Source organism: Massiliimalia massiliensis, assembly GCF_900155615.1.
In the GTDB taxonomy this organism is placed as follows: domain Bacteria; phylum Bacillota; class Clostridia; order Oscillospirales; family Ruminococcaceae; genus Massiliimalia; species Massiliimalia massiliensis.
This window is the reverse complement of the sequence record NZ_FUHT01000003.1, coordinates 827,452-853,266: the sequence shown is the minus strand read 5'-3', so window position 1 is coordinate 853,266 and position 25,815 is coordinate 827,452. Positions and strand designations below refer to the sequence as shown.

The 25,815-nt window shown below is 47.1% G+C and carries 28 protein-coding genes; 13 read left to right on the top strand and 15 right to left on the bottom strand.

Annotation, left to right across the window (positions count from 1 at the left end):
* The first annotated feature begins 198 nt into the window (after positions 1-198).
* Positions 199-804, top strand: a complete 606-nt coding sequence (locus tag CZ360_RS08125; protein WP_077533648.1) for a DNA-3-methyladenine glycosylase I — start codon at positions 199-201, stop codon at positions 802-804.
* Positions 805-932: 128 nt separating this feature from the next.
* Here CZ360_RS08125 and CZ360_RS08120 read toward each other — a convergent pair whose 3' ends face one another.
* The 3 genes from CZ360_RS08120 to CZ360_RS08110 all read right to left on the bottom strand — a co-directional run bounded on the left by CZ360_RS08120 (position 933) and on the right by CZ360_RS08110 (position 3,906).
* The gene (locus CZ360_RS08120; protein WP_077533647.1) at positions 933-2,015 is read right to left on the bottom strand and encodes a glycoside hydrolase family 172 protein; all 1,083 of its coding nucleotides are present in this window, start codon (positions 2,013-2,015) and stop codon (positions 933-935) included.
* A 285-nt stretch (positions 2,016-2,300) separates the two neighbouring features.
* Complete coding sequence (locus CZ360_RS08115) at positions 2,301-2,711, bottom strand: VOC family protein (RefSeq protein WP_077533646.1); 411 nt, start codon at positions 2,709-2,711, stop codon at positions 2,301-2,303.
* A 16-nt stretch (positions 2,712-2,727) separates the two neighbouring features.
* Positions 2,728-3,906: an MFS transporter gene (locus tag CZ360_RS08110; protein WP_077533645.1), complete on the bottom strand. Its 1,179-nt coding sequence runs from the start codon at positions 3,904-3,906 to the stop codon at positions 2,728-2,730.
* A gap of 72 nt (positions 3,907-3,978) precedes the next feature.
* On the opposite strand from CZ360_RS08110, the gene CZ360_RS08105 reads away from it, so the two are divergent.
* On the top strand, positions 3,979-5,454 hold the full coding sequence (locus tag CZ360_RS08105; RefSeq protein WP_077533644.1) for a helix-turn-helix transcriptional regulator: 1,476 nt from the start codon (positions 3,979-3,981) through the stop codon (positions 5,452-5,454).
* A gap of 19 nt (positions 5,455-5,473) precedes the next feature.
* Here CZ360_RS08105 and arfA read toward each other — a convergent pair whose 3' ends face one another.
* Genes arfA through CZ360_RS08085 form a run of 4 tightly spaced genes read right to left on the bottom strand, consistent with a single transcriptional unit; the run spans position 5,474 to position 10,069 of the window.
* Positions 5,474-6,994 (bottom strand): arabinosylfuranosidase ArfA, encoded by a 1,521-nt coding sequence (gene arfA / locus CZ360_RS08100; RefSeq protein ID WP_077533804.1) that lies wholly within the window; start codon positions 6,992-6,994, stop codon positions 5,474-5,476.
* A gap of 45 nt (positions 6,995-7,039) precedes the next feature.
* Complete coding sequence (locus CZ360_RS08095; protein WP_077533643.1) at positions 7,040-7,861, bottom strand: carbohydrate ABC transporter permease; 822 nt, start codon at positions 7,859-7,861, stop codon at positions 7,040-7,042.
* Positions 7,858-8,736, bottom strand: coding sequence for a carbohydrate ABC transporter permease (locus tag CZ360_RS08090; RefSeq protein WP_077533642.1), 879 nt, complete (start codon positions 8,734-8,736; stop codon positions 7,858-7,860). Before CZ360_RS08090 ends, CZ360_RS08095 begins: the two co-directional genes overlap by 4 nt.
* Positions 8,737-8,791: 55 nt before the next feature.
* Positions 8,792-10,069: an ABC transporter substrate-binding protein gene (locus tag CZ360_RS08085; protein ID WP_077533641.1), complete on the bottom strand. Its 1,278-nt coding sequence runs from the start codon at positions 10,067-10,069 to the stop codon at positions 8,792-8,794.
* Between the two features lie 282 nt (positions 10,070-10,351).
* Between CZ360_RS08085 and CZ360_RS14200 the strand changes: the two genes are divergently transcribed.
* The 6 genes from CZ360_RS14200 to CZ360_RS08060 all read left to right on the top strand — a co-directional run bounded on the left by CZ360_RS14200 (position 10,352) and on the right by CZ360_RS08060 (position 14,538).
* The gene (locus tag CZ360_RS14200) at positions 10,352-10,723 is read left to right on the top strand and encodes a DUF134 domain-containing protein (protein ID WP_205411113.1); all 372 of its coding nucleotides are present in this window, start codon (positions 10,352-10,354) and stop codon (positions 10,721-10,723) included.
* Positions 10,724-11,137: a NifB/NifX family molybdenum-iron cluster-binding protein gene (locus CZ360_RS14195; RefSeq protein WP_205411112.1), complete on the top strand. Its 414-nt coding sequence runs from the start codon at positions 10,724-10,726 to the stop codon at positions 11,135-11,137.
* A gap of 292 nt (positions 11,138-11,429) precedes the next feature.
* On the top strand, positions 11,430-12,068 hold the full coding sequence (locus CZ360_RS08075; protein ID WP_077533640.1) for a GyrI-like domain-containing protein: 639 nt from the start codon (positions 11,430-11,432) through the stop codon (positions 12,066-12,068).
* Positions 12,069-12,091: 23 nt separating this feature from the next.
* Positions 12,092-12,553: a GNAT family N-acetyltransferase gene (locus tag CZ360_RS08070; protein ID WP_077533639.1), complete on the top strand. Its 462-nt coding sequence runs from the start codon at positions 12,092-12,094 to the stop codon at positions 12,551-12,553.
* Between the two features lie 144 nt (positions 12,554-12,697).
* Positions 12,698-13,513: a GH25 family lysozyme gene (locus CZ360_RS08065; protein WP_143530194.1), complete on the top strand. Its 816-nt coding sequence runs from the start codon at positions 12,698-12,700 to the stop codon at positions 13,511-13,513.
* Between the two features lie 176 nt (positions 13,514-13,689).
* Positions 13,690-14,538 (top strand): HAD-IIB family hydrolase, encoded by an 849-nt coding sequence (locus tag CZ360_RS08060; protein WP_143530193.1) that lies wholly within the window; start codon positions 13,690-13,692, stop codon positions 14,536-14,538.
* Between the two features lie 36 nt (positions 14,539-14,574).
* Here the strand turns inward: CZ360_RS08060 and hpf are convergent, their stop codons facing one another.
* The 6 genes from hpf to CZ360_RS08030 all read right to left on the bottom strand — a co-directional run bounded on the left by hpf (position 14,575) and on the right by CZ360_RS08030 (position 19,935).
* Entirely contained in the window at positions 14,575-15,114 is a 540-nt protein-coding gene (hpf, locus tag CZ360_RS08055) for a ribosome hibernation-promoting factor, HPF/YfiA family (RefSeq protein WP_077533636.1), read from the bottom strand.
* 244 nt (positions 15,115-15,358) lie between these two features.
* Positions 15,359-15,820, bottom strand: a complete 462-nt coding sequence (locus CZ360_RS08050; RefSeq protein WP_077533635.1) for an HrpE/YscL family type III secretion apparatus protein — start codon at positions 15,818-15,820, stop codon at positions 15,359-15,361.
* Between the two features lie 56 nt (positions 15,821-15,876).
* Positions 15,877-16,359, bottom strand: coding sequence for a pantetheine-phosphate adenylyltransferase (gene coaD / locus CZ360_RS08045; protein ID WP_077533634.1), 483 nt, complete (start codon positions 16,357-16,359; stop codon positions 15,877-15,879).
* 77 nt (positions 16,360-16,436) lie between these two features.
* Positions 16,437-16,991, bottom strand: coding sequence for a 16S rRNA (guanine(966)-N(2))-methyltransferase RsmD (gene rsmD, locus CZ360_RS08040; RefSeq protein ID WP_077533633.1), 555 nt, complete (start codon positions 16,989-16,991; stop codon positions 16,437-16,439).
* 130 nt (positions 16,992-17,121) lie between these two features.
* Complete coding sequence (locus CZ360_RS08035; protein WP_077533632.1) at positions 17,122-18,243, bottom strand: FtsW/RodA/SpoVE family cell cycle protein; 1,122 nt, start codon at positions 18,241-18,243, stop codon at positions 17,122-17,124.
* Positions 18,244-18,267: 24 nt separating this feature from the next.
* Positions 18,268-19,935: a formate--tetrahydrofolate ligase gene (locus CZ360_RS08030; RefSeq protein ID WP_077533631.1), complete on the bottom strand. Its 1,668-nt coding sequence runs from the start codon at positions 19,933-19,935 to the stop codon at positions 18,268-18,270.
* 277 nt (positions 19,936-20,212) lie between these two features.
* Here CZ360_RS08030 and tsaE point away from each other — a divergent pair, with 277 nt between their 5' ends.
* The 5 genes from tsaE to CZ360_RS08005 all read left to right on the top strand — a co-directional run bounded on the left by tsaE (position 20,213) and on the right by CZ360_RS08005 (position 23,480).
* The gene (tsaE, locus tag CZ360_RS08025; protein ID WP_229408018.1) at positions 20,213-20,683 is read left to right on the top strand and encodes a tRNA (adenosine(37)-N6)-threonylcarbamoyltransferase complex ATPase subunit type 1 TsaE; all 471 of its coding nucleotides are present in this window, start codon (positions 20,213-20,215) and stop codon (positions 20,681-20,683) included.
* 20 nt (positions 20,684-20,703) lie between these two features.
* Entirely contained in the window at positions 20,704-21,411 is a 708-nt protein-coding gene (gene tsaB, locus CZ360_RS08020) for a tRNA (adenosine(37)-N6)-threonylcarbamoyltransferase complex dimerization subunit type 1 TsaB (RefSeq protein ID WP_077533629.1), read from the top strand.
* The gene (gene rpiB / locus CZ360_RS08015; RefSeq protein WP_077533628.1) at positions 21,408-21,851 is read left to right on the top strand and encodes a ribose 5-phosphate isomerase B; all 444 of its coding nucleotides are present in this window, start codon (positions 21,408-21,410) and stop codon (positions 21,849-21,851) included. The genes tsaB and rpiB overlap by 4 nt, the downstream gene beginning before the upstream one ends.
* An 18-nt stretch (positions 21,852-21,869) precedes the next feature.
* Entirely contained in the window at positions 21,870-22,499 is a 630-nt protein-coding gene (gene upp / locus CZ360_RS08010; protein WP_077533627.1) for a uracil phosphoribosyltransferase, read from the top strand.
* A 207-nt stretch (positions 22,500-22,706) separates the two neighbouring features.
* Complete coding sequence (locus CZ360_RS08005) at positions 22,707-23,480, top strand: sporulation initiation factor Spo0A C-terminal domain-containing protein (RefSeq protein WP_077533626.1); 774 nt, start codon at positions 22,707-22,709, stop codon at positions 23,478-23,480.
* On the opposite strand, the gene larE is transcribed toward CZ360_RS08005, so the two are convergent.
* Both larE and asnS read right to left on the bottom strand, forming a co-directional pair.
* The gene (gene larE / locus CZ360_RS08000; RefSeq protein ID WP_077533625.1) at positions 23,477-24,295 is read right to left on the bottom strand and encodes an ATP-dependent sacrificial sulfur transferase LarE; all 819 of its coding nucleotides are present in this window, start codon (positions 24,293-24,295) and stop codon (positions 23,477-23,479) included. The two genes, CZ360_RS08005 and larE, sit on opposite strands and share 4 nt — an antisense overlap.
* 61 nt (positions 24,296-24,356) lie before the next feature.
* On the bottom strand, positions 24,357-25,751 hold the full coding sequence (gene asnS, locus CZ360_RS07995) for an asparagine--tRNA ligase (RefSeq protein WP_077533624.1): 1,395 nt from the start codon (positions 25,749-25,751) through the stop codon (positions 24,357-24,359).
* Positions 25,752-25,815: the final 64 nt, after the last annotated feature.

Sequence of the window (25,815 nt, the reverse complement as noted above, 5' to 3'; positions counted from 1 at the left end):
AGATATCAACAGAGGCCAACCCTTGAAACTCAAAAAGCAACGATCAGAAATTATAAGTATTGTGAAAATAAAAAAGGCAGCTTCATCCTCAATTCCCCCTGGTCTACTAGACGTATGGAGAGCAATACAACAGCTTAACAAACAGAATAGATTCTGTTATAATATATTGAGATTTTATAAATAAAAAGGATGATAGATATGGCAGAACGCTGTTCCTGGTGCCTTGGCAACGATAAAATGATCCGCTACCATGATGAAGAATGGGGTGTCGCCTTATATGATGATCAAAAGCAGTTTGAGTTCCTTATGATGGAGGTCATGCAGTGCGGCTTGAGCTGGGAATTGATGATAAAAAAACGAGAGATTTTCCGCACTTGCTTTGACGGTTTTGACTTTAACAAGGTAGCTTCCTATGGGGAGCCTGATATAGAGCGCATCATGAATACAGAGGGAATGATAAGATCCCGAAGAAAAATCGAGGCGGTTATCCATAATGCCTGCCGGTTTCAGGAAATTATTCGGGAATTCGGCTCTTTCAGCGCCTATCTGTGGGGATTTACCAAGGGCAGGACTTACCTTTATATGGGACATCAAAAAGGAAAGCTGCCTGCGAAAAACGGCTTATCCGAACGGATCAGCAAGGACATGAAAAAGCGTGGGCTGAAGTTTATGGGCGCTGTCACAGTGTATTCCCACTTGCAGGCCTGTGGCATCATCAACGACCACCGGGAGGATTGTTTCCGATATCATGAGGTGATGGCAGGACATGTGGCAGTCCGTAAGCGAAGAGACAATGAGAGCTGAGAGCTTGAAAATAGAGAAGGCAGGCATTGGGGACTCCAATGCCTGCCTTCTCTATTTGATGGAATTGCTTCATGCAGCTATATTCGTAATAATAAACGCGGCATCTGCTTCCATTTGATCAAGCCTATTCATATAATTTCCAAGCTGTCTTTATCAGGCAATTTCGGGAACGGCTTCGCTGGCAGGGCCTGATACCAAAATGCGACCGAAGCAATGTCGTCCTGCAAGGGCAGGTAACGTCCTTTATCCCGCCAGCCCAGCGCCTGAATCGTCACTCTCAAGTTCTTTTCAAACCGGATTGGGTCGGTGATATGGAACCGGTACATTCCAAACCGTTTCTGCACCCGGTACAAACGGTCTGTCTGAATTTCATGGAATCCTGTATATGGCGTGCTGAAGGACAGATACTGATCATGGGTAAACGGATCCTCAAAGTCATAGGAACCACAGAAGTAATCCTCTGTCCCTGTTCCGCAGATGGTAGGGAACTCCCCGTCGTCATCCAGGAAAAATTTGATTTCTCCTTCTCCCCACCAGTTATTGTTGTTGACACCCCAGGCCAGGTAGGTGCCTGCATACTGCCCCTTTCCTTCCACCCCGTCCAGGATTATATAGTTCTGCTTGTATGGCAAAGGGTTCACTCTTCTGAACTGCGCATGAAAATAGCCGCACTCCTCTGGAACCTCAGTAAGGGTATAGTCGATCTGATAATAGACTGTCGTATCGTCCTCCGCCAGATTTTCCAGCGTAATACGGCATTTTTTTCGAAACGGCATCGTCCAGTAGCAGTTAAGCGCACTGCCCGGATTAACGCAGACCGCCAGGGAATTGATCTGTGTGTACTCATTCCAGCCGGCGCAGAAAAAATCTCCAATCGGGCATTCTACTGACGGCGTTTCCTGCCCGTCCCAATACATACGGATTATCAGGTATCTCCATGTACCCGTTGGCGTCAGCCAGATATGCTGGATTGCTCCCGGCCCATCAATATCAGCGATCTCAAACGTGCCTTTTGCCGGGATGCGGATATAGGGATTCACCTTCCAGCCTCTGCCCAAATCCCGCGCCGCTTCCCTTGCAATGCCATTTTCCAGTCCGCACATCCCGCCTTTCCCCTTTTCGCCCCGGAAATTTTCCGGGCTGATGGAACGGGTAACCGCGTTGGAAAGCAGCGGAAGTGTTCCCATATTCATATTTAGCCCATCAAACATTTTTTGTTTCCCACCTTATCTATTTTTATTTCCGCACTGCATCAGCACGGTTTATTATACGATCCAAGCCGCTCTCGGCAAAAGGCTTATCCATCCCTATCATAACTGCTTTTTCGCTTGAGCGCAAGATAAATGTCAATGTTTTTATCCATGTTTTTATTGTTTTATAATTCTATCTTATTGCTCCGAATTTTCGCCAAAACAAACAGCGAGCAGAATTTTCAAGCTAAAAATTCTGCTCGCTGTTTGTTTTGGCGGAGAGGAATGAAACTCCCCGATACACTCTTACTCTGTTTCATCAATATGAATATAATGGCTTCCGACGGTTAACTCGATAATATTTCCGTCCGGATCAAAAAAACTGCTTTCAAAAAAATCCTTGCCATATGCGGTCGGTCCACTGCGTAACGCCACACCCGCAGCAACCAGCTTTTCCGTCCTCTCCCGCACCTCCTTCCGGCTTTTTGCCATAAATGCAATGTGCGCGATTCCATAACTGTTTTCCCGGTCAATCTCATGCCGGGCGGGCTGTTCCCTTTTCTGCAGTTCAATGCGGGTTCCGTTTTCAAAATTGATGAAGCAGATTTCGACAGTACCATCTGTCCAGTTATCTTCCGGTGCTCCTCCAAAATACTGCCTATAAAAATTCTTTAATTTCTCAAGGTCGTCTGTTACCAACGCGACATGATCCAGCATAAAATATATTCTCCCTCTATGTATTTGTGGGATTTCGAATCCCAAATATTGTAATTGGTACGATCAGCAGCAATACTACGGCCTGTATGGAAAGCGCTGCAAAAAAGCCAAGCTGCTCTGCAACAAATCCAACAAGCCAACAACAAAAGGTTCCGCCGGCTGAGGCGCTGAGTGCGACAACAGAAGAAGCAGTTCCCGAAATATGGGGAAAGCTCTGACAGGTCAACGCCAGGCAAACCTGAAAAATTGCCCCTGTTATCAGCCCCAGCAGCAGAAAGGCCAGCAACAGCATCGTTCCCTGGAGAAAAGTGCTGCCAAGCATAACTATTCCGCCCAAGGCATTTCCAAATATTAAATACTGCTTGGGTTTTATTTTTCCGGACAGGAAGGTCATCATCAGCCTGCTGCCCAATATTCCGGCCCAATAGACAGCCATAATATTATTGTTCATCGTTGTCTGATCCGGAAACCGTTGGGAAAGATAAGTGGGAATCCATCCCATGAATGAGCTGCTGTGCGCCATATAAAGGAATCCAATCGAGGCAAAAAGCCATAATTTTGGATGCTTCAGGTTCTGAAATATTGACTGCAAACGCAGCGATTCTGAAAGTCCGGATTTTTCATGTCCCGGATGAGGAGCCCGAAAAAGCAGGATCAGAAAGAAAGCCAACACTATCAGGCTGATCACTCCCAAAATACCGAAATCAATCCGCCAGCCTATTTTAAAACGAGCCGCCGCTAGCAGGTATATCGGAGCAGTGACTGATCCTATTCCAAAAAACACGCCGCCCATGTTGATGTAGAAATGGCTTTTTTCCGGGTACAAATCGGACAAATATGCAGAAATCAGCATATTGAGCGAAGAAGCTGCCAGACCAATCACCATTGCGGCAATAATAAAGCCTGTGAATCGGTGAATGATAAAACAGCCGCACAAGGCAAGCATCATCATGGAAAATATAACTAAAATCACCCGCAGTTTCCCAAACCGGTCAGAGAGAAAACCGCAAAAGATCAACGCCAGAATCCCGCCAAAATTTTGCGCTACTGTTACGACGCCGGCCCGGCTCAGGGTAATCTGAAATTCCCCAATTACATTGGGAAGCAGGTTGCCGATCAATGTGCAGGAAACAGCAAATAGGAACATGGCGGCCATGCAAAATACTGTAATAATAGGTTTCGTTTTGTAGTTCATTTATTTCCTCCTTGCTATTGGATTGCGGGCTATGATACAATAAGAGAAGAAATTCGAGAGGAGTTACTCATCATGAATTGCCTTGTGTTTTCTGAATCCTATCCATTGCAGCTAAAGGATGACGATTTCCAAATTGATGCTGTCACAGATTCTAAGCAGCTGCTCAGTTCCATCCGCGCGCACAGTTTTGTACTGATCCTGATTGAAGCAAGGCTTCTCTGCGCCCTTGATGAGGAAACCCTTTCAGAGCTTCAGCATCAAAAGCATCTCGTTTTAGTCGCAGAACAAATCGAACCATGCTTATTTCCAATCCTGACCTTCCTCTCCTTTGAACGGCTTATTCCAGAACAGGAATTCCTTGCCTCCCCCAAGGCCTTTATCCGCCAGACGGCAAGGGAGGCGGCCACAAAAGTTCTCGCTGACAGCAATTCCTCCCTGGAAAAAATAGTTCGTTCCGGCAGCCAGTCTTTAAAAGACGGCCAGGCCCTATCTATGCAGCTCCGGATGATTGATATCCAGTCTCTTTATCTCTTGTTTTTCTGTGCTTCCCGGCCTTTCAAGAAGGAGCATTTAATAACCATTCAAAATTTTGCCAGCTCACATTTGAAAACTCCTTTTGCACCCATCGATCTGGATGGCGAGATTATTCTATTGTGTCCCATTGTGAAAGAGTCCCTGTTGGAGCAGCTCGTAACGGAGTTGAAACAGGTAGACTGCATCGTCGAATATGGCATCGGAATCAGCCGGCATATCTCATTGCAGGAAAATCCTGATTTTCTGCGTTCTTTCCAGGAAGCCAAACTTTCAACCATGATCAACTTCTATCAAAAGCAGGAAGTCTCCTTTTATTTTGAAAACCTGTTTCAGATGGAATATGATTATGTATCTCTGATTCAATCAGAAAAAGAGATCACCAACGCGATCCTGACAGGCTACTCCGAAGAGGAGCTTTTTCAGACCATTGACCGATATATCGCCTGTTTTACTAAGCACTCTATTCTTCCCAAATTGGTATACGAAGCAGTATTCCGTTTCTTTAATTCCCTTGACCGGATGTTTAAGTTTATTGACCCGCTCTGCACCATAAATTTGGAGGATCTAACCATCCACGATTTTGAGCAGTACGGAACTATTGACGATCTTCATCAGGCATTAAACGACATGCTGTCTTTTACCCTAAAAAAGGGAGAGAATTATACCCAAACCAACACCAGAACCCTGCGCGAGATCAAAAATTATCTGGACGACCATCTGAACGAGGCAATCTCTCTGGATTTAATCGAGCAAAGGTTCTATGTCAACAAATATGTGTTCTGCCGTCAGTTTAAAAAATATACCGGACAAACTTTTGGGAATTATATCAAATCCCAGCGCCTTTATAAAGCAAAGGACATGCTCGAAAACTCTCACACCAAAATTTATGAAATCGCACAGCTGCTGGGGTTTAAAGACGAAAGCTATTTCAGCGCCGTCTTCAAAAAGCACTTCCATCTCTCGCCCTCAGAATACCGGGCCTTGCATCAAAAATCCCAAACCAGAGCGGAATGATGAGACATCATTCCCTCTTTTATTTTCTCTTTTTTAAACGGATAACGTTCCAGGACATGGCAGGAAGTATTGTTTCCAGTAGCCCATCCTGTAATGCTGTATTGCTGCAGTCAGAATATGGAACAACAAGATTCGGTTGGTCAAAGGAATTGTGAGCTTTTGGATCATCACTGTGATAGATGATATGTTCTTCCAAGCAATATCCGTCGAAGGTACGGACATCAGCAGACAGATGCATCTCCTGTGACACGCTGCGGTTAATGGCAAGAACGGACACCTCTTCCGCCTCTTCATCAAATACAGTGACTGCAGAAAGATAGGGTACATCGGTAAATTCCTTACTGTCATAACGGCCGCAGGTTACCGGCGTCGTCAGAGCAGTTCCGCGCCCATACAAAGAAGCATGGAGATATGGATAAAAAATAGTCTGTTTATAGCTCCGGGCTCCGCCGACTTCAGTCATAAACGGCGCATTGACATTTACAAGCTGAGAAATGCAGGCTGTTTTTACGCGGTCAGCGCGTTTGAGCATCGAAATCAGCATATCCCCTACCACCAGCGCATCCTCAAAGGTAAAATAATCCTCCAGCAGGGACGGAGCCGGACCCCAAAGCTGGTCTTTGGTGCGTGCGTCCGTATCCTCCAGAATGAACCATACATTCCATTCGTTAAATGCCAGATTAATAGTACGGTTGCTATGCTTGATTGCCTTCATATAGTCCAGTGCGGCTAAGCCATCGCTGATATAGCGGTCAAAGGTTAATGCGCTGGAAAGGAAATTCTGCGTATCATTGATATAATTTTTAAAATAGATGTGCATATCCATCAAATCGACGTGGTCATAGGCATGCTCCAGCACACCGGTCTCCCATGTTCCCAGTGTTTTCTGACTCTGGCTTGAGGTCCCGCACATAATGATTTCTGTATCCGGATTCATCCATTTGAACATTTTTGCAGTTTCCGTTGCGCGCTGCCCGTAAAAATCCGCCGAATGATGCCCAATCTGCCATGTCCCGTCCATCTCGTTGCCAAGACACCATGTTTTAATGTTGTATGGTTCCTTAAACCCATGCTTGATCCGCAGGTCGCTCCAGTAGGTTCCGCCTTTGAAATTGCAGTATTCAAAAAGACTTTGTGCCGCTTCAATATCTCTGGTACCCATGTTCACGGTCATCATGGTTTCTGTTCCCGCGCGCTTAGCCCATTCCTGGAATTCATTCACGCCAATGCGGTTTGTTTCCAGGGACTGAAACGCCAGGTCAAGCCGTTTGGGACGGTTTTCAACCGGGCCAACCCCATCTTCCCACCGATATCCGGAAGCAAAATTTCCGCCCGGGTAACGAACCTGAGGAATCCTGACTTCCCTGACCATTTCAAGCAAATCCTTGCGAAATCCCATGTCGTCTGCTACAGGACTTTCCGGATCATAAACACCGCCGTAAACATCTCTTCCCAGATGCTCTACAAATGCATCATACAGATGCTCGCAGACAGGGCTGATCTGATATGCCCTGTCAATGCTCATTTTGGCTTTTAGCATATTTTCCTCCTCCAAATTCTATCGTTATATGTATTATCTATCACTTTATCCTTTTACGCCTCCCGACGCCATCCCCTTGATCAGGTATTTCTGGGTAAAGAGGAAAAAAATAAAAGGAAAAATAATGGTAATGGTAACAACTGCAAAGGTTCTTCCCCAGTCAATAACATTTTTAGTGGCAGCCCGCGTTACCTCGAGGATCAGGACACCCTTGTCCCTGCTGGTCAGAAATAAGCTCGGCGCCAGGTAGTTGTTCCAGGAAGAGAAAAAGGTGAAGATAATTACCGTAATCATTACGGGACGGGTGAGCGGGAAAATGATTCTGAAAAAAATTCTTCCGATTCCACAGCCATCAATCATGGCTGCCTCTGCCATTTCATGGGGAATCCCTTTCATATAGCCGACAAACATGAAAAACGGCAAAGAAATCCCCGCAGAATAGAGAAGCACGATTCCGCTTACCTTATCCATCAATCCCAGCGTAGAATACATCTGATAGAGCGGAAGCAGGGTTGCCTGAAACGGGATAAAAAATCCCAGTAGAAGATAAACCTTCATCACATTGTTAAACCGGCATTTGTGGTATACAACAGGATAGGCCGCCATTGCCGAAATCAGTGTTACAATGATAACTGATCCGAATGCAATGATTAAGTTATTCCAAAGCAGGCTGAGAAACGGAGATTTCTCAAAAGCGGTAATGTAGTTCTGAAGGTTAAATTCCTGCACCCAGCCATAAGGGTTGCTCGCAAATTCCGCTCTCGATTTAAACGAGCCGATCAGGATAAAAAGGATCGGGTATGCAATCACAAAGCAAAGAGGAAGCATAATCAGATCTATCAGAAAGCTTTTTGCCCTTTTCTTCATAGTTCTGTTTCCCCTTTCTCGGTAAATTTAATTTGAAGCAGGCAGAGCACTGCGGTAATAATCAGCACCAGCACGCCGATCGCGGAAGCCTCCCCGAATTTCCATTCGGTTACGCCGCGGACCAGGATTGCGTGGGTCATGGTGTAGGTTGCTGTAACCGGGCCGCCTTTTGTCAGCGACTGCGGAATTTCATATACCTTCAGCCCCTGTGACAGCAGCACTGTCAGGTTTACGGCAATCGCCGGAACAATCATTGGAATAGTTACATACCATGCCTTTTGAAACCCATTTGCCCCATCCAATTTAGCCACCTCATAAAGGGACGGATCAATCGACTGGATATAGGCGTAGAACAGAACCGCACACCACCCCAGATCAAACCAGATTGCTACAATGATAACCGCAATCTGTGCCGCGGTAGAATCAGAAAGCCAGCCAACCTGGTTCCCGCCAAAGAAACAGATGATCTTGTTGATCAGCCCATTTTCATCCGAAGCAAAAAAGCTTCTCCAGGCGTAACCGGCTACCATCAGACTGATACAGGATGGAAAATAAAATACTGCCCGCTGGAAGCCACCGGTATGGGAATCGCGGGCAAACAGAATCGCTACAATCAGCGATAGGGCCGTAATACCAAGGGTGGTTACTATCGTAAATACCAACGTATATCCAATTGAATTTCGTACAAGCTCATCCTGGAATGCCTTAATATAGTTTTCAAGCCCAACAAAATCCATCTCTCTGTGAGAAGAATAATTCGTAAAGCTGTAAACCAGGCACATAATGAGCGGAACGACGGTAAATACTGTGAACAGCAAAAAAGCAGGCAGCATAAAAATTTGATAGGATATCTTGTTACGCAAACGATTCTTCATGATAGCTGTGTTCCCGCCCTATGCCAAAGGACGGGAACAACCTCCTTTTTCTTCTTTAGCTGTTATAAATCTTATCGAATGCTTCCGCACATTCCTGCGGTGTTTTTTCACCCAGGAGCAGCGCTTGGTTATTCTGCGTATAGGCAGCTACCATTTCATCAACGCTCTTCTTCCAGTAGGATTGAGGCATAAACTGGTTGCCCGGTTCCATTCCCTCTACCAGTGCCTCGCCAAAGATTTCATTCCCTGTATAGCTTGTTTCAAACCCTTCCACACAGGCGATCATGCCGTTAATCTCTTCCTGGGCCGTCAGGCTCTCCTCATCAAACAGGCTTTCTAGGAACGCCAGTGCGTTTTCCTGGTTCTTCCCTTCCTTCATTACGCACATAGAGGGTTCCAGACAGTCACCGCAATAATATTTAGAAGAACCGTCTTCATTCGGAATCCCCATTACTTTATAGTTGAGGTCGGGATTAATAGCCTGGATGTCTGGTACGTTCCAGGAAGCTCCCATAATCATCCCAACTTTTCCAAGCGCAAAATTATTGACAACCGTATCCCACGGAATACCCATATTCTCTGCAGTCATGATGCCAGTGTCATAAAGGTCGGTTTTCAGAGTGGCGAAGATGGGCTCCCAGTAATCAGCGTAGGTTTTCTCCCCAGCTTCAACCTGATTCTCGTAGTCCGGCTCCTTGTTCAGCCAGGTTGCCGCATAAAGCGGGGTAGCTATCGAAATTGCCGCATCGGCTGTATTGTCGATAAACCCTGTTACGCCATCCAGCTGCCCGAGTTTTTTCATTGCTTCAACCAACTCGTCCCAGGTTGCCGGGTCTTCTTGCAAACCAGCCTGTTCCCAGAGATCCATATTAACCAATAGGCCGCCGACAGAACCCCCTGTTGTAACCGCGTAAATCTTTCCATCAAACGTGATTTGTTTTTTGGCAGATTCAGACATTTTCCCTACAACGTCTTCGTTGGTCAAGTCCAGCACATAATCGTTCTCCAGAAAATCATAACGGTTCTCCGCTACCATCAGAACAATATCCGGTACTTCATTAGACATAATCAGACCCTGAAGCTTTTCCATGTATGGGGCGACAGCCTGAGCATACTGGTATTCCACATTGACGTCCGGGTATAGCTCATTATAATGGTCGATCCAGGCTTCCATCATCTCGTCGCTGTACCACGTTAAGATCGAAAGCTCTCCGCTTGGCGAATCAGACGACGGCTGACCGCTATTGCCTTCGGGCGCATTAGAGCTCCCGCAGGAAGCAAGACAGACCGCCATCGTTAAGGTTAAGATGAGTGAAACAATTTTTTTCATCATTAGGCCTCCTTTTTGTTTATATCTCTATTATAGTGAAAAATAAAACGGCCATAAATGAAAGATCTTGATTTTTTCTATAACAAAATTGACTCATTTCATAATTTGTCTATATTTTTCTTTCATTTTATAAAATCTTTTGCAGAATAAACACAAAAACTAAAGGCTAGAGCAAATAATTCAGCCTTTTTTCATTCTTTTTCGCATTAGAGTCATATGATTATTGACATATGTCGGAAACCATGATATACTATATCTGACATATGACGGAAACAAGGTGATGTTATGCCAAGACCGCAAAAGAAACGATATGTATGCTGTATGCCGCAAAATAAAGAATTTGCCCCGATGCATACAAGCTGTGAAGCTCCAGTGACTTTGACTGTGGATGAATACGAGACCATCCGGCTGATCGATCTAGAGGGGGTTACACAGGAGGAATGCGCTGTTCAGATGCATGTTTCCCGAACCACAATCCAGGGAATCTATAATTCAGCCCGGAAAAAAATTGCAGATGCCCTGGTCCACGGAAAAAGATTTATGATTTCCGGCGGGGATTATATTGTTTGTCAGCACTATGCGGCACAATGCGGCAGAGGATGTCACAGGCACTGTCATAAGCATCAATGCAGTATGAATCATACGGAGGATCAGTAAATGAAAGTTGCAGTAACCTATGAAAACGGCCAAATTTTTCAGCACTTTGGCCACACCGAACAGTTTAAGCTTTATACTGTCGAGGACGGCAAAATTGTAAGCTCCGAAATCCTTGGCACCAATGGCAGCGGGCATGGCGCACTCGCTGGTTTTTTAAGTATGAACCAGGTGGATGTTCTAATTTGCGGAGGAATCGGAGGCGGCGCACAAACGGCTCTCGCACAGGCGGGAATCAAGCTTTACGGCGGAGTTACAGGACAGGCTGACAGTGCTGTAAACGCACTGCTCTGCGGTACGCTGGACTATAACCCGGAGGTTCATTGCAGCCACCATGAGCATGAACATGAAAACAATGCACATCGTTGCGGTGATCATGGCTGTGGAAATCATAGCTGCGGCAGCAGCGTGCGGTAGAATAAAAATGCAGTGGTTGATTAACCACTGCATTTTTACGTACACTTTGGATTAAACTGACTATACTTCCCTGTTCAGCCGCAGGACAGTCAACGTAGCGGCCCCATCTGTGCTTTGCACATTACTGTTATAGGTCAATGAAAATCTCGTTGTTTCCGGTGCAAAAACAATGATATGCCTTCATTGCTAAAACGAGAGAATCTCTAGGATGACCACAAACTAGAAAAATCTTTTCATTTACTATTTTTATGGTATAATAAAATAGAAACCTAAACGAAAGAGGTGGTAAAGCATGGCGTTTGACTTCAAAAAAGAATATAAAGAATTCTATCTTCCCAAACAAAAACCCGAACTGATTGAAATTCCTTCTATGAATTTTATTGCAGTACGCGGAAAGGGAGACCCCAATCAGGAAAACGGCACCTATAAACAGGCGATCGGGCTTCTTTACGGAATTGCTTTTACCATTAAAATGAGTCGCATGAGCAGCCATAAAATCGACGGCTATTTTCAGTATGTTGTACCGCCTTTAGAAGGGTTTTGGTGGATGAAGGATACTCCCGGTGTAGATTACAGCAGGAAAGAAGATTTTGAATGGATTTCTGTGATCCGCCTTCCCGATTTCGTAAAAAAAGAGGACTTTGACTGGGCTGTGCGGGAGGCGGCAGGAAAGAAAAAGACCGATTTTTCTAAGGTGGAATTCTGGACTTACCACGAAGGACTTTGCGTCCAGTGCCTGCATATTGGGCCGTATGACAACGAGCCGGAAACCATTCGCCTGATGGATGAATATGCCGAAAGACAAGGATATCAAACCGACATCACTGACCATCGTTATCATCATGAAATTTATCTGAGCGACGCACGCAGATGCGACCCGCAAAAGCTTAAGACGGTTATTCGTCATCCGATTAAAAAAGCGGAGACGTAAAAATACACCCATTACGAGGAATTATGAAAATCACAGTTGCAAAAAAGGACGACCTGAAGCAGCTTCAGGCATTATACCAAATTCTATTTTCAGACATGCATCGGCTTCAGCCGTTTTATTATCAGAACGGGGAACAAAACCCGGAATTTATTCTTTCCATGATCAAGGGGAAACGATCTGATTTCCTGCTGGCAGAAAAAGAGTCGAAGCTGCTTGGCTTTGCGCTTGTACAGGAAGTAGAAACACCTTCTTTTGACTGCGTTCTTCCGCACCGATATGCCTATTTGATGGATCTTGTCGTCCATCCTCAGTTTCGCAGCCATGGTATAGGCACACTGCTCTTAAACGCAGTGAAGGATTGGGCCAGACAACGAAGGCTCGAATATGTTGAGCTCACTGTGCTCCAGGAAAACGCCGGTGCAATCCGCCTATATGAACGTGAAAACTTTCAGGAAACAATGAAAACAATGCGCTTTATTCTATAAAAGAGGCGTCCCGGCAGACATTTAGCCGGGACGTCTCTTTTATCTCCAGCCTGCCGGCTTCACTTTTCGCTCTCTCGGCATAGAATAAAAGGTACGGTTCTATCTGCTGTACAGTAAAATCCTATTTTGAAAGGAGTGAAGAACTTGGCAACCTTAGGCATTGATGTTTCGGAATTTCAAGGGAGAATCGACTGGGATGAGGTCAAGCGGGACAATATCCACTTTGCAATTCTCCGAGCTGGCTACGGACGTTTTCAAAACCAACGTGACCGCTATTTTGAACGGAATTACCGGGAAACAAAACGGATTGGCCTGCCTGCCGGGGCATATCTTTTCAGCTACGCCACAACAACAGAGGACGCGCGGGAAGAAGCAAGAAACCTGCTGCGCTGGCTGGAAGGGAAAGAGTTTGAATATCCCGTTTATTATGATATGGAATCACAGGCTCAGGCCTCGCTGAGCAAACGCGAATTAACCGATGTCGCCGTAGCGTTCTGTGAAGAGCTGGAGCGTGCCGGGTATTTCGTTGGAATCTATGCCAGCGAATACTGGCTCACCAATAAATTTGAGCATGACCGTATCCATCCCTACACCATTTGGCTGGCACAGTACAATGACCGCCCCACCTATGAAGGCGATTTTGACATGTGGCAGTTTACCAGCACCGGTACAGTCAGAGGGGTTAACGGGCACTGCGATATGGATTATGGCTATGAGGATTTTCCGAAGATTATTAAGGAGAACAGTCTCAACGGCTTCACCGGGCGCGGTTCCTCTACCGAATCTTCTGATACTGTCCGGCGTAAGCCAAGATACCGAATCTATACAGTAAAAAGCGGCGATACCCTAAGCGGAATCGCCAGCCGTTTTGGAACAACCTGGCAAAAACTAGCGAAATATAACCGCCTGGCCGATCCAAATTACCTCTATCCAGGCCAGCGCCTTCGTATCCCGGATTAGCAGGTTTGCAAAAGCTTTCTCTAATATGGTATAATAACGTTAAACGGATCGTTTAACGTCCCCAAAAACGGCTCTCAGAGCGAACTCTTTCGTGCCTTGCGGCACCGCCGTTTTTATCCCGGCGGCCTTTAAAGGATACTGAATTCAAAATCAATGCGGATAGCGGGTGAAATGGTGTGAAAGGAAAATGTAAAGGCAACTGGCTGATGGTGACGGATTTGGATGGCACCCTGCTAAACCGCGAAGCTAAAATCAGCAGCAGAAGCCGGGAAATACTCGGCGGCTTAATTGAGAAAGGCGCAATGATTTCGATTGCTACCGCGCGTACCTGCGCTACTGTTCTGCCCCTGCTCGATGGGCTGAGACTTCCCCTTCCTGCTGTGATTATGAACGGAACCGCACTCTATGATTTCAGTACCAGGGAATTTATGGAGTGTAAAATGGTATCCTATCCTCTGGCAATGGAAATTTTGTCAGTATTCCGGGCTGCCCATTGCAACTGTTTTACCCATGTCATTCATTCCGGCGAGCTTGATATCTACTATGACGGACTGTATCATCCGGCAGAAGAAGAATTTTATCATGACCGGAAAGATCTGCCGATGAAGCACTACCGGCAAGCTGATCTTCCTGCCGGACAGGAGGTCATCTATTTTTCCGCGATGAATCAAAAGGAAACCATCCTCCAGATTCACAGCAAGATTCTTTCCCTTCCCTGCGCTAAGAAAATCAATGCTTCCTGCTATGCCGATGTGTACCATCCAGGCTATTATTTCCTGGAAATCTATGATTGCGGCGCTTCAAAACGCAATGGTGTTCGTTCACTGCAAAAACGTTGTCCAGGGTTATCCGTCGCCGTCTTCGGTGACAATTACAACGATCTGTCTATGATGGAAATTGCAGACCGCTCCTTTGCGGTCAAAAACGCGGCCGAAGAGGTAAAGTTTAAAGCAGATGCCGTCATCGAATCAAACCAAAATGATGCAGTCGCATTGGAAATGGAAAAATTATTCTATGGCGGATAAAAAGGAGAGCGGTATAAACCGCTCTCCTTTTTCATATTATCCTTCACAGTCAAGAACGCCGTAGCCATTCTTTCTGCGGTAAATTACATGAGTCAGCCCATCCTCGCCGAGATATACAAAGAAGGAATGCCCCAGCATTTCCATCTGCACGATCGCCTCATCATCGGTCATCATGTTGAGCAAAACATGCTTCCGCCGCCTGATCTCAGTAGACGGATTCTCATCCTCCAGCTCATCTATATATCCTAAATCATCCATTGCCCGCGCAAGGACGTCAATTCCGCTCTTTCTTTTTTTCTCCACTAAGCTGGTTTTCAATTTTCGCAGTTTCCGTTTTAGGTCATCTACCGCATAATCAATGCTTGGTTCGATCCGCTCTGCCTGTGCTTCGCCACGGATAAAGCTGCCTGCATTTTTCACCGTAATATCGCATTGATAGCTATCCAGCTTTTTTGTCAGTGTTACATCAAATGAAGCCGTTTCAGGAAGCATTTTTTCAACTCTTTTTAGTTCCTTTTCCACCCCGTCTTTCGGTCCCTGTTTTAACTCAAATCCTCTTGCTGTAATGTTAATCATGAAAATGAACCTCCTTATTGGCGCTGGGAGCAGCCCAGCAGGTTTTCCGAAGCATATTTTCGAAAAACCATAGAAAAAACTATTTCTATACTATTATTTTACCATATATTCTTATGAATTTGTCAATAAATTGTAAAGATTGCACGAAATATTCTAGGAGGAAAAGAAAACAACCTGTGACGGTTTGTCCGTCACAGGTTGCGGCAGCGGCGAATTGCCGCGGACAGTTCGCAGTTTTCTGATATTACTTTTTCAGCCCGTTCGGTGAACGCAGCGCAGACTTTGCAGTTTTAATCTGGTTCACCGCGTCAAGAAGCCCCTGCTCTGTATTTTTAAGCACACTTTCCGAGAATTCGTTGGCAGCGCGTTTGAGCTCTCTGGCCTGAGTCTGGGCCGTAGAAAGCACCTCATTCGCCTGGGCCTTTGCCTTTTTGTTGATCTCATTCTCATCCACCAGGCGGCGTGCGCGTTCTTCCGCAGCCTTGACGATCCCCTCGGCTTCCTTCTTGGCGTCTTCAATAATAATCTTTCGGTCAGTCACGATCAGCTTTGCCTGCTTGATTTCCTGCGGCAGATTGAGCCTAATATCGTCGATCAGTTCACCGAAACGATCCACTTCGATGACGCATTTTCCCCCGGAAAGCGGAACCGACCAAGCGCTTTCCAGCATATCATCCATAATGTCCAAGATTTCATTGATATTCATAACAATCCCCTATTCTGCCGTCCGGCCTTAATTAATGATGTAGCTGCTGCCATCTATTATGATTTTCCCAATCGCTCCATAATATCCCCGACGATCTCCGCCGGCACAAAATCCGCGATATTTCCGCCAAACTCCGCCAGCTCCTTGACAAAGCTCGAGCTTAAAAACATATATTCCGAAGCAGTAGTTAAAAAAATCGTTTCCGCCTTATTATGAAGCTTGCGGTTTGCCATGACAAGCTGAAACTCATACTCAAAGTCAGATACAGCCCGCAGTCCTTTGACAATGGCACAGGCGCCGACCTGATCCACATAGTCTGCAAGCAGGCCGGAAAAAGTATCCACCTCTACACGCTCCATCTGCGTAGTGCTCCGGCGTATCATATCAAGCCGTTCCTCCGCGGTAAAGCTGCATCGCTTGGAAGGATTCACCGCCACAAGGACAATCACCTTGTCAAACAGTGTTGTAGCCCTGGCAATGATATCAAGATGGCCTTTGGTAATCGGGTCAAAACTCCCCGGGCAAATTGCGATTTTCATAAACCGAATACTCTCCCAGTAACAAATCATGTCTTAAATGCAACTTTATTATAGTATACTCTCAGCAAAAATGCAAATTAATTCTCTTCCCCGGTTTCTTTTTCCCGGTATAGGCTCAGCCGGATTCGCCCGTAAGCATAAACCCTTTTCAGAACATAGGCCCCTATCTCTTCCGGAAGGACTTCTTCCTTTAAGTGTTCGCAGATAATGATTCCGCCCGGCGCCATTACCTCCGGTACGCCGGGGAGCACCTTCTGCAAAATCCCCTTCGAATAGGGGGGATCAAGGAAAGCAATCTGAAACCGTTCCTTTGTCCCGGAAAGATAGGCCTTCGCTTCCATGGCGACCACCTTAGATTTCCGGTAAAATCCGGTCGACTGCAGGTTTTCCTTTATCACCTGCTGCGCAGCCCTGCTCTCGTCTACAAAAACAGCATATTCGGCGCCGCGGCTCAATGCCTCAATCCCAATCTGTCCTGAACCGCCGAATAAATCTAAGAAACGGGAAAAGGGCAGATCAAACTGGATGATATTAAAAAGCCCCTCCTTAACACGGTCAGTAGTAGGGCGAACATCCAGCCCGTCCAGCGTTTTCAGCTTCCGTCCTCTTGCTTCTCCTGTAATGACTCTCATAGGCTATAACTACAGCTTTCGCTCCCGGCGAAAGCACTCCTTTCCTGTGGCATTGGAACTGATGCAGCTCGATAAAATTGATCCATCAAGCTGATACTCATTCCAAAAAATAGGCCCCTAAAGGGCTCTGTCAATGAAAAATACGTTCTATCCGGTTCTGTCTTGCCACGCTCATAACCATCCCGATCCCAAGATAAGAGATCAAAAGGGAGGTTCCTCCCCCGCTCACAAAGGGCAGCGTAATGCCGATGACCGGAATTACGCAAAGCACCATGCCAATATTAATCAGCGCCTGATAAAAAATGATGGCAAAAACCCCGCAGCATAAGCTGCATCCAAGAAAATCCTCGCTGCGGTGTGCTGTCCAGAGGATTTTTCCGCAGATGAGCGCGATGCCAAGCACTGTAGCGGCACAGCCTGCAAGCCCAAGCGTCTGGCCAATATAGGCAAAAATAAAATCATTATGCGCTTCCGGGACCGAGATCAGGCTATCCGAAAACAGCCCTCTTCCCGACCACTGCCCGGAACCCAGCGCAATCTGTCCTCGGTATTGCTGGTATCCTCCGCCCAGCGGGTCAGAAGCAGGGTTCCATGCAACATAAAACCGCTTTTTCAGATAATCCGGCAGGACAAAATTCCACACAAGCGGAACCGCTCCGGCAGCCAGCAAAATTCCGACCAATAACAGCTTGACCGACAGCCCTGCCGCAAACATCATAATAATAAACATGGCAAAGAAAACAGTGGCAGAGCCGTAATCCCCCTGGAACATCACAAGCATGGTATACCCTCCGCCATGCAGGCAGAGAAGCAAAAAATGTCCCGGCGTATTCATCCGCTCCCGTACTTTAGACAGATGAAGGGAGAAGGTTGCCGCAAAGGAGAGCTTTAACAGCTCGGACGGCTGAAGGGAAAATCCAAACAGCCTCAGCCATGCGCGGTCGTCGCTGCCCGGCGGCGTATAGCCGAGCGGCGTGAGCAGCAGCAGGCAAAGCACAAGGCTGGCTCCCGCCCATAAAGGCCAGAGCTTTACAATCGTATGATAATCTACCAGAGAAATGAGGGAAGCAGCAAAAATCCCCAGCACCATAGCCCCGGCTTGGGTAATCACGACATTCAGCCTGATAAAACCCGCCAGATAACAGGAGGTAATAACCAGGCAGCTAAAGCCGGACAACAGGATGCAAAAAAGCAGAAGCCATTTGTCCGTTGTCCTATAAAGCCGCGCCCGTTCCGTTCCCAAACGTTCCATTCACCATGCTCCATCCAGAGCCGATCAGAACAGTCCTACAATCTCCCCGTTTTCGTCAATATCAATTTTAAGCGCAGCAGGCGCTTTCGGCAAGCCCGGCATCGTCATGATATTTCCGGTATAAACCACAATAAATCCAGCTCCCGCGGATACCTTAACGCCACGCACCGTAATTTCAAATCCGGTCGGCGCGCCCAGCTTATTCTGGTCGTCCGAGAGCGAATACTGTGTTTTCGCCACGCAAACAGGCAGCTTATCGAGACCTAACTGTTCAATCTCGGCAATTTCTTTTTCCGCCGCAGCGGTATAAACCACCCCGTCCGCACGATAAATTTCTTTTGCAATTGTCCCGATCTTTTCTTTGATCGGAAGGTTATGGTCATAGAGTACATGGAAATCACTCGGCTTTTCACAGGCCGCCACTACCTTCCGCGCCAGATCCGTACCGCCTTTGCCGCCTTTGGCAAAGACCTCCGCCAGGGCAAAATCACACCCGAGCGCGTCGCAGCAATCGCTGAGCACCTGAATTTCCCTGTCCGTATCAGTCAGGAAACGGTTGATCGCCACGACGACCGGAACTCCGTACTTCTGCATGTTCCGGACATGCACCTCCAGGTTTTTCACCCCGGCCTTGAGCGCTTCCACATTTTCATTTTCCAGGCCGACCCGCGCCGCGCCTCCGTTATATTTCAGCGCGCGGATAGTTGCCACCAGCACGATGCAGTTCGGCTTTAATCCTGCGTAACGGCACTTGATGTCCAAAAATTTCTCCGCGCCGAGATCGGAGCCGAAGCCGGCCTCTGTAATTGTATAATCGCCCAGCTTGAGGGCAAGCTTTGTAGCTTTAACCGAATTGCATCCATGCGCGATATTGGCAAACGGCCCGCCATGCACAATCGCAGGCGTGTTTTCCAGCGTCTGTACCAGATTCGGCTTGATCGCATCCTTCATCAGGGCGGCCATTGCGCCATGTACCCCTAAATCCCGTGCGTAAACAGGACGGTTATCATAAGTATAGGCAACTAAAATGTTTCCCAAACGTTTTTTCAAATCATGAATATCCGAAGCGAGGCACAAAATTGCCATAATTTCACTCGCAACTGTAATCTGGAACCCGTCTTCCCGCGGGATTCCGTTCATCTTTCCGCCCAGCCCGACATTGACAAACCGCAGCGCGCGGTCGTTCATGTCCATACAGCGTTTAAAAAGGATTCTGCGCTGGTCGATCCCAAGCTCATTTCCCTGCTGGAGATGGTTGTCCAAAACCGCGCAAAGCAGGTTGTTCGCCGCGGTAATCGCATGCATATCGCCGGTAAAATGCAGGTTGATATCCTCCATTGGGACAACCTGCGCATAGCCGCCGCCTGCCGCGCCGCCTTTAATTCCAAAAACCGGCCCCAAAGAGGGTTCTCTGAGAGCCAGCACCGCCTTTTTTCCAATCTGCGCCATTGCCTCGCCCAGCCCGACTGAGATGGTAGTTTTTCCTTCACCGGCCGGGGTCGGATTAATTGCAGTCACCAAAACCAGCTTCCCATCCGGCTTTCCGGATAACTCCTCTATCAGCTCATCACTTAGCTTCGCCTTATATTTTCCATAAGGCTCCACAAACTCTTCCGAAACCCCAAGCTCCTTTGCAATATCATAGATCGGTTTCATTGCTGCGTTTTGTGCAATCTCAATATCTGTCATCATAAATCGCCAACATTCCTTTCCTGTAGCCGCCCTGAATCAGCAGCATCCATCCGCTTTCTTTCCCATAGCTTTCCTCACAGGCGAAAGACTCCCGCCTGCGCCCGTCTCACAGGGGATGCTTTTCCCAACATCAGAGCATGCCCCTTGAAACAAATTATTATGATTTATTATACCATACTGTCAATAATCTGACCAGAGCTATTGAAATAATTTACAGAAAATAATATAATAGGAAAAACGGCCTGCGTTCCCATGCAGTGAATGGGTAAAGCAAGCTATGATTCGAAGAAAGGAAGTCCGAGGAGGGCGCCGTATTAATCCTATGATGAATACTTACCGTTCCCACAGTGTGCGGGAAACTGAAGAAATTGCCGAACAGTTTGCAAAAACGCTTCATCCAGGCGATGTCGTCGCATACACCGGGGATCTCGGCGCCGGAAAAACGGCCTTCACCCGGGGAATGGCGCGCGGACTGGGAATCGCGGACGAGGTAGCAAGTCCCACCTTTGCACTGGTGCATGAATACCGGGGATCCGTTATCCTATACCACTTTGACATGTACCGGATCACTGATTTTGACGATCTGTATTCTACCGGCTTTTTTGATTATCTGGACGATCCCAATGGCATTCTGGCAATTGAATGGAGCGAAAATATCGACGGAGTGCTTCCGCCTGGAACCATTACCGTTGCGTTCACCGTGTTAGGTGAAGAGGAACGGGAAATCAAGATTTCCCGGGAAGAATAATAAAGGAATGATGGCAGACTATGAAAATACTGGCAATGGACACCTCCGCCAAGGCAGCGGGCGTCTGTCTGTTGGATGAAACGAAAATACTGGCGGAATATTCGGCCAACCTGGGGCTCACCCATTCTCAGACTATTATGCCGATGTGCGAGCATCTGCTTTCACAGAGCCGGATATCACCAGAGGAAATCGATTATTTCGCCGTTTCAAACGGCCCGGGGTCTTTTACCGGGCTGCGGATTGGGATTGCCGCAGTAAAGGGGATGGCCTATGCTGCCGGAAAACCCTGCGTAGCAGTTTCTACGCTGGATGCACTGGCCTATAACGCGGTGGATTTTTCCGGAACAGTGTGCTGTGTTATGGACGCACGATGCAAGCAGGTTTATAATGCTCTGTATGATGTACAGCCAGGAACAATAATAAAACGGACTCCTGACCGTGCCATCTCGCTGGAGGAAATAGGTTCTGAACTGAAAATGGAAAAAAATCCTGTAATTTTAGTTGGAGACGGCGCAGATTTGTGCTATAATGAATACCAGGGACTTTTAACAGGTCTGGTGCTGAGCGGGGCGGCAAACCGTTACCAGCGCGCTTCATCGGTCGGTCTTGCAGCCTTGGAAAAAATCCGTAAGGGCGAAACCATCAGCGCGGCCGAATTGACGCCGGAATATCTCAGGCTTCCCCAGGCACAGCGTGAACTGATGAAAAAACGGAGGGAAAACCCATGATTGCAATTGGATGCGACCACGGAGGCGTGACGCTGAAGGCTGAATTAATGAAACATATGGCGGAAAAGAATATCCCGTTTAAGGATTTTGGCACCTATACGGAGGAATCCTGCGACTATCCCGATATTGCAAAGCCTGTCTGCGAAAGTATTTTAAGCGGTGAATGCGAAAAGGGAATTTTAATCTGCGGAACAGGAATCGGAATTTCCATGTCCGCCAATAAAATCCATGGCATCCGCGCTGCGCTCTGCCATGATTATTTCTCTGCGAAATACACCCGAATGCACAATGATTCCAATATCATCGCGTTTGGCGCACGGGTGATCGGCCCGGGGCTTGCGGCTGAACTGCTGGATGTTTTCCTGAAAACCGAGTTCGAGGGCGGAAGGCACGCCGTTCGGGTAGAAAAAATGATGAATCTGGAAAAAGAATATAAATAAGGGAAAGGATGTTTTACCATGACAACTCCTATGATTATGGATCACCCGCTGATTCAGCACAAAATTTCATTGCTTCGTGATAAGAATACCGGCTCTAAGGAATTCCGGGAACTGGTATCTGAAATCGCAATGCTGATGTGTTATGAGGCGACCCGCGACCTGCCGCTAAAAGAGGTCGAGATCGAAACGCCGATTGCCGTTGCAAAAACAAAGGTAATCGCCGGGAGCAAGCTTGCTTTTGTTCCGATTCTCAGAGCCGGTCTCGGGATGGTCGACGGCGTATTAAGACTGGTGCCCGCCGCAAAGGTTGGCCATATAGGGCTTTACCGCGATCCGGAAACCAAGCAGGCGGTTGAATACTACGCAAAATTCCCGGTGGATATTGAAAAGCGGGAGGTCATTGTCCTTGATCCGATGCTTGCCACTGGCGCCTCTGCGATCGATGCGATCAACCAGATCAAGCAGCGCGGTGTAACTAATATCAAATTTATGTGTATTATTGCTGCTCCGGAAGGTCTGGAAGCATTGCAGAAGGCTCATCCTGACGTTGCTATTTATTGTGCTTCCAAGGACCAGAGCCTGAATGAGCATGCCTATATCGTCCCGGGCTTAGGAGATGCCGGCGATAGAATCTTTGGTACAAAGTAAACTAAAATCGTGAATATTCGTCAAATAAGGCTGTATTTTTACAGCCTTATTCTTTTTCCGGCATTATTCGACGTTATAAAAGGAAAAATTTGGTAAATATCATCAATTCAGGCTATTATATTTCTCTGTCCTTTCTCATTGTCCCTGCATCAAAAATATGGTAAAATAAAAGTGTTTTAAAAATAGCGTCAAAGGAGATAGACACAGATGAGGCGTAAGTTTAGAATTCTAATTTGTGACAATAAACGCTTCTGGGAAAATGCCTGGAATTCATGGGTGGATCTATCAAGATTTGAGATTCAGGAGATCATACCTGAAGCCTTTGCCATTTTTGATAAAATTTGCGAATACCGTCCTCATATTGTGGTTGTATCAGAAAATATGAAATATATCTCCGGAATTGGAATGATGAAGGCTGTTTCTGCAATTCCCAATTACCATCCTGAGTTTATTATTACCGATTCTGACCCTACTACGGAAAAAAAGCTTTTTGCTGAGGAGCATGGCGCCGCATTTTACCTTTGCCGGCCATACAGCAACAGCACCCTAAACGAACGGCTGATGGAAATCGTCACCTCTTCCCACTATTATCTCAACTGCCCGACCAAGTCCCGGGAACAGTTGGTAGCGGAAACGCTTCATGCGTTTAATATCCCCGCCAACCTCAAAGGCTACCGTTACCTGCGGTATGCTATTTTATTGGCGCTTGCCGGAAGCCAGGAACTCGATTCTATCACAAAGGGCCTATATCCTGCAATTGCAGAAAAATTCAATACAACTTCGGTTAGTGTGGAACGTGCAATCCGTCATGCTGTCTCAATTTCCTGGGAGGCCTGCCGGAATAACCCGGCCGACGAATTCAATGAAATCTTTAGCAATACTGCAAAAAAGCCAAGCAACAGCCGCTTTATCCTCACAATAGCAGAAAAGCTGCATTTGGAATTAGAATTAGAAAATGGACAAACGGATGAAACCGATTAGGTTTCATCCGTTTTAATATGCAAATCCATACTCCCGCTCCGAAAGCCCTCCAAATCCAGAGTAACATAATCAAAGCCGCACTCTTTCAAGGCTGTACAAATTTTATCCTTTTTCTTCAGCGCATCGGTCAGCGCCTCCTGGTCGACCTCAATGCGGGCAATCCCGTTGTGACAGCGCACCCGGACATTATAAAAGCCCAATTCCTTCAGCGCGGCCTCCGCATCCTCTGCCTGACGCAGCAGTTCCCGGCTTAAAAGCTGACCATAGGGAAAACGGGTCGCCATGCAGGGTGAAGACGGCTTTGTCGCAACAGACAGCCCAAGCTCTGCCGCGATTTCCCGTACCTCGGCCTTTCCGAGCTTGCAGGCTGCCAGCGGGCTGAGCACACCCCATTCCTCCAATGCGCGCAGTCCAGGCCGGTATTCGCTCAGATCGTCCAAATTAGTACCATCCATCACACAGGCAAGACGGCGTTCCTGGGCTACGTGGACGAGCTGTTCAAACAGCATGTATTTACAGTGATAACACCGGTCGGGAGGATTTTCCATAACCTTGGGATTTTGAAATTCGTCAATCTCCAGCACCAGGTGCTCAGCCCCCATCTCTTCCGCTATTTTTTTTGCCGCCTGCGTGTCGGCTGCAGGATGGAGCATCGTATGGAAGGTTACGGCAAGCAAAGGGACGCCCGCCTCAGAAGCAACCTTCAGCAGGACGGCTGAATCGACCCCGCCTGAAAAAGCGAGGCAAATTCCGTTTTTCCCCTTATCCCGCACCAATTTGCGCAATTCAGACAATTGATCCATTCTTTCGATCATTCCTCTCATAAAGCGATATAGCAAGAAAGCAAGCCGAAAACGGCTTGCTTTTCCTTTTCAATTAATATTCGGCACTTCCGGTTGTTCTTGGGAATGGCAGCACGTCTCGAATATTGGAAACACCTGTGATATACATAATGAGCCGTTCAAAACCAAGCCCATAACCCGCGTGCTTGGTTCCGCCATAGCGGCGAAGATCCAGATACCAGGAATAGTCCGCCGGATCCATTCCGAGCTCCCGGATTCTTTCCTCCAGTACATCCAGACGTTCTTCACGCTGGCTTCCGCCGATGATCTCCCCAATTCCCGGAACAAGCATATCCATTGCAGCAACGGTTTTTCCGTCGTCGTTCAGGCGCATATAAAAGGCCTTGATTTCTTTCGGGTAATCTGTTACAAACACAGGCTGTTTAAACACCTGCTCGGTAAGGAAACGCTCATGCTCAGTCTGCAGATCGCATCCCCAGTATACCGGGTATTCAAACTGATCCTTGTTTTTCTCCAAAATTTCGATTGCCTCAGTATAGGTGACATGGGCAAAGTCGGAATCCACCAGGGCGGAGAGGCGCTCAATCAGCCCTTTGTCATAGAAATTGTTAAAGAACTGCATCTCTTCCGGACATTCCTCCAGCACATAGGAAAGCACATACTTAATCATATCCCGCGCGAGATCCATATCATCGTTTAGGTCCGCAAACGCAATCTCCGGTTCGATCATCCAGAATTCTGCGGCATGCCGGGTAGTATTGGAGTTCTCCGCGCGGAAGGTCGGCCCAAAGGTGTAAACCTTGCCAAAGGCCATGGCCATACACTCCGCCTCCAACTGTCCGGAAACTGTCAGACTGGTCGCTTTTCCGAAAAAGTCCTGAGAATAATCAACGCTTCCATCCTCGCAAATCGGCGGATTTTTTGCATCCAGCGTCGTAACGCGGAACATCTCCCCCGCCCCTTCGCAGTCGCTCCCGGTGATGAGCGGAGTATGCGCATAGACAAAACCGCGCTCATTAAAGAACCTGTGAATCGCAAACGCCGCTACTGAACGTACCCGGAACACCGCGTTAAAGGTGTTGGTACGCGGGCGAAGATGTGCGATAGAACGCAGAAACTCCAGCGAATGACGTTTTTTCTGGAGCGGATAGTCTGTTGTAGAAGCTCCCTCCAGCACAATCTCATCCGCGTGAATTTCAAACGGCTGCTTCGCCTGCGGGGTCAGTATAATCTCCCCGCTTACCGTTACGGCGCTCCCGACATGGTACTTTGTCACTTCTTTAAAATTATCAATCCTGCTGTCCTCAAAAACAACCTGCAGGTTTTTAAAGCTGCTCCCGTCATTTAATTCCATAAATCCCAGTGCCTTGGAATCACGGATTGTTTTCACCCATCCGGATATTGTGACCTTTTGATCCTGATAAGCGCTGACGTCTGTAAACAGTTGTTTGATTTCTACTCTATCCATAACCCTCAATCTCCTATAATTCTGTCCTGAGCAGGAAAAATACTCTTGCACACAGTCCCTGTTC

Excerpts from the sequence above, each read along its gene's own strand:
- CZ360_RS08090 (WP_077533642.1), bottom strand. The coding sequence starts at position 8,736 with ATGAAGAATCGTTTGCGTAACAAGATATCCTATCAAATTTTTATGCTG.
- CZ360_RS08120 (WP_077533647.1), bottom strand. The coding sequence starts at position 2,015 with ATGTTTGATGGGCTAAATATGAATATGGGAACACTTCCGCTGCTTTCC.
- CZ360_RS08050 (WP_077533635.1), bottom strand. The coding sequence starts at position 15,820 with ATGAATATCAATGAAATCTTGGACATTATGGATGATATGCTGGAAAGC.
- rsmD (WP_077533633.1), bottom strand. The coding sequence starts at position 16,991 with ATGAGAGTCATTACAGGAGAAGCAAGAGGACGGAAGCTGAAAACGCTG.
- CZ360_RS08105 (WP_077533644.1), top strand. The coding sequence starts at position 3,979 with ATGAATTGCCTTGTGTTTTCTGAATCCTATCCATTGCAGCTAAAGGAT.
- asnS (WP_077533624.1), bottom strand. The coding sequence starts at position 25,751 with ATGGATAGAGTAGAAATCAAACAACTGTTTACAGACGTCAGCGCTTAT.
- CZ360_RS08030 (WP_077533631.1), bottom strand. The coding sequence starts at position 19,935 with ATGATGACAGATATTGAGATTGCACAAAACGCAGCAATGAAACCGATC.
- CZ360_RS08085 (WP_077533641.1), bottom strand. The coding sequence starts at position 10,069 with ATGATGAAAAAAATTGTTTCACTCATCTTAACCTTAACGATGGCGGTC.
- CZ360_RS14195 (WP_205411112.1), top strand. The coding sequence starts at position 10,724 with ATGAAAGTTGCAGTAACCTATGAAAACGGCCAAATTTTTCAGCACTTT.
- CZ360_RS08125 (WP_077533648.1), top strand. The coding sequence starts at position 199 with ATGGCAGAACGCTGTTCCTGGTGCCTTGGCAACGATAAAATGATCCGC.
- hpf (WP_077533636.1), bottom strand. The coding sequence starts at position 15,114 with ATGATTAACATTACAGCAAGAGGATTTGAGTTAAAACAGGGACCGAAA.
- CZ360_RS08110 (WP_077533645.1), bottom strand. The coding sequence starts at position 3,906 with ATGAACTACAAAACGAAACCTATTATTACAGTATTTTGCATGGCCGCC.
- CZ360_RS08095 (WP_077533643.1), bottom strand. The coding sequence starts at position 7,861 with ATGAAGAAAAGGGCAAAAAGCTTTCTGATAGATCTGATTATGCTTCCT.
- CZ360_RS08035 (WP_077533632.1), bottom strand. The coding sequence starts at position 18,243 with ATGGAACGTTTGGGAACGGAACGGGCGCGGCTTTATAGGACAACGGAC.
- CZ360_RS08005 (WP_077533626.1), top strand. The coding sequence starts at position 22,707 with ATGAGGCGTAAGTTTAGAATTCTAATTTGTGACAATAAACGCTTCTGG.
- CZ360_RS08115 (WP_077533646.1), bottom strand. The coding sequence starts at position 2,711 with ATGCTGGATCATGTCGCGTTGGTAACAGACGACCTTGAGAAATTAAAG.
- tsaB (WP_077533629.1), top strand. The coding sequence starts at position 20,704 with ATGAAAATACTGGCAATGGACACCTCCGCCAAGGCAGCGGGCGTCTGT.
- CZ360_RS14200 (WP_205411113.1), top strand. The coding sequence starts at position 10,352 with ATGCCAAGACCGCAAAAGAAACGATATGTATGCTGTATGCCGCAAAAT.
- arfA (WP_077533804.1), bottom strand. The coding sequence starts at position 6,994 with ATGCTAAAAGCCAAAATGAGCATTGACAGGGCATATCAGATCAGCCCT.
- larE (WP_077533625.1), bottom strand. The coding sequence starts at position 24,295 with ATGATCGAAAGAATGGATCAATTGTCTGAATTGCGCAAATTGGTGCGG.
- upp (WP_077533627.1), top strand. The coding sequence starts at position 21,870 with ATGACAACTCCTATGATTATGGATCACCCGCTGATTCAGCACAAAATT.
- coaD (WP_077533634.1), bottom strand. The coding sequence starts at position 16,359 with ATGAAAATCGCAATTTGCCCGGGGAGTTTTGACCCGATTACCAAAGGC.
- rpiB (WP_077533628.1), top strand. The coding sequence starts at position 21,408 with ATGATTGCAATTGGATGCGACCACGGAGGCGTGACGCTGAAGGCTGAA.
- CZ360_RS08070 (WP_077533639.1), top strand. The coding sequence starts at position 12,092 with ATGAAAATCACAGTTGCAAAAAAGGACGACCTGAAGCAGCTTCAGGCA.
- CZ360_RS08075 (WP_077533640.1), top strand. The coding sequence starts at position 11,430 with ATGGCGTTTGACTTCAAAAAAGAATATAAAGAATTCTATCTTCCCAAA.
- tsaE (WP_229408018.1), top strand. The coding sequence starts at position 20,213 with ATGATTCGAAGAAAGGAAGTCCGAGGAGGGCGCCGTATTAATCCTATG.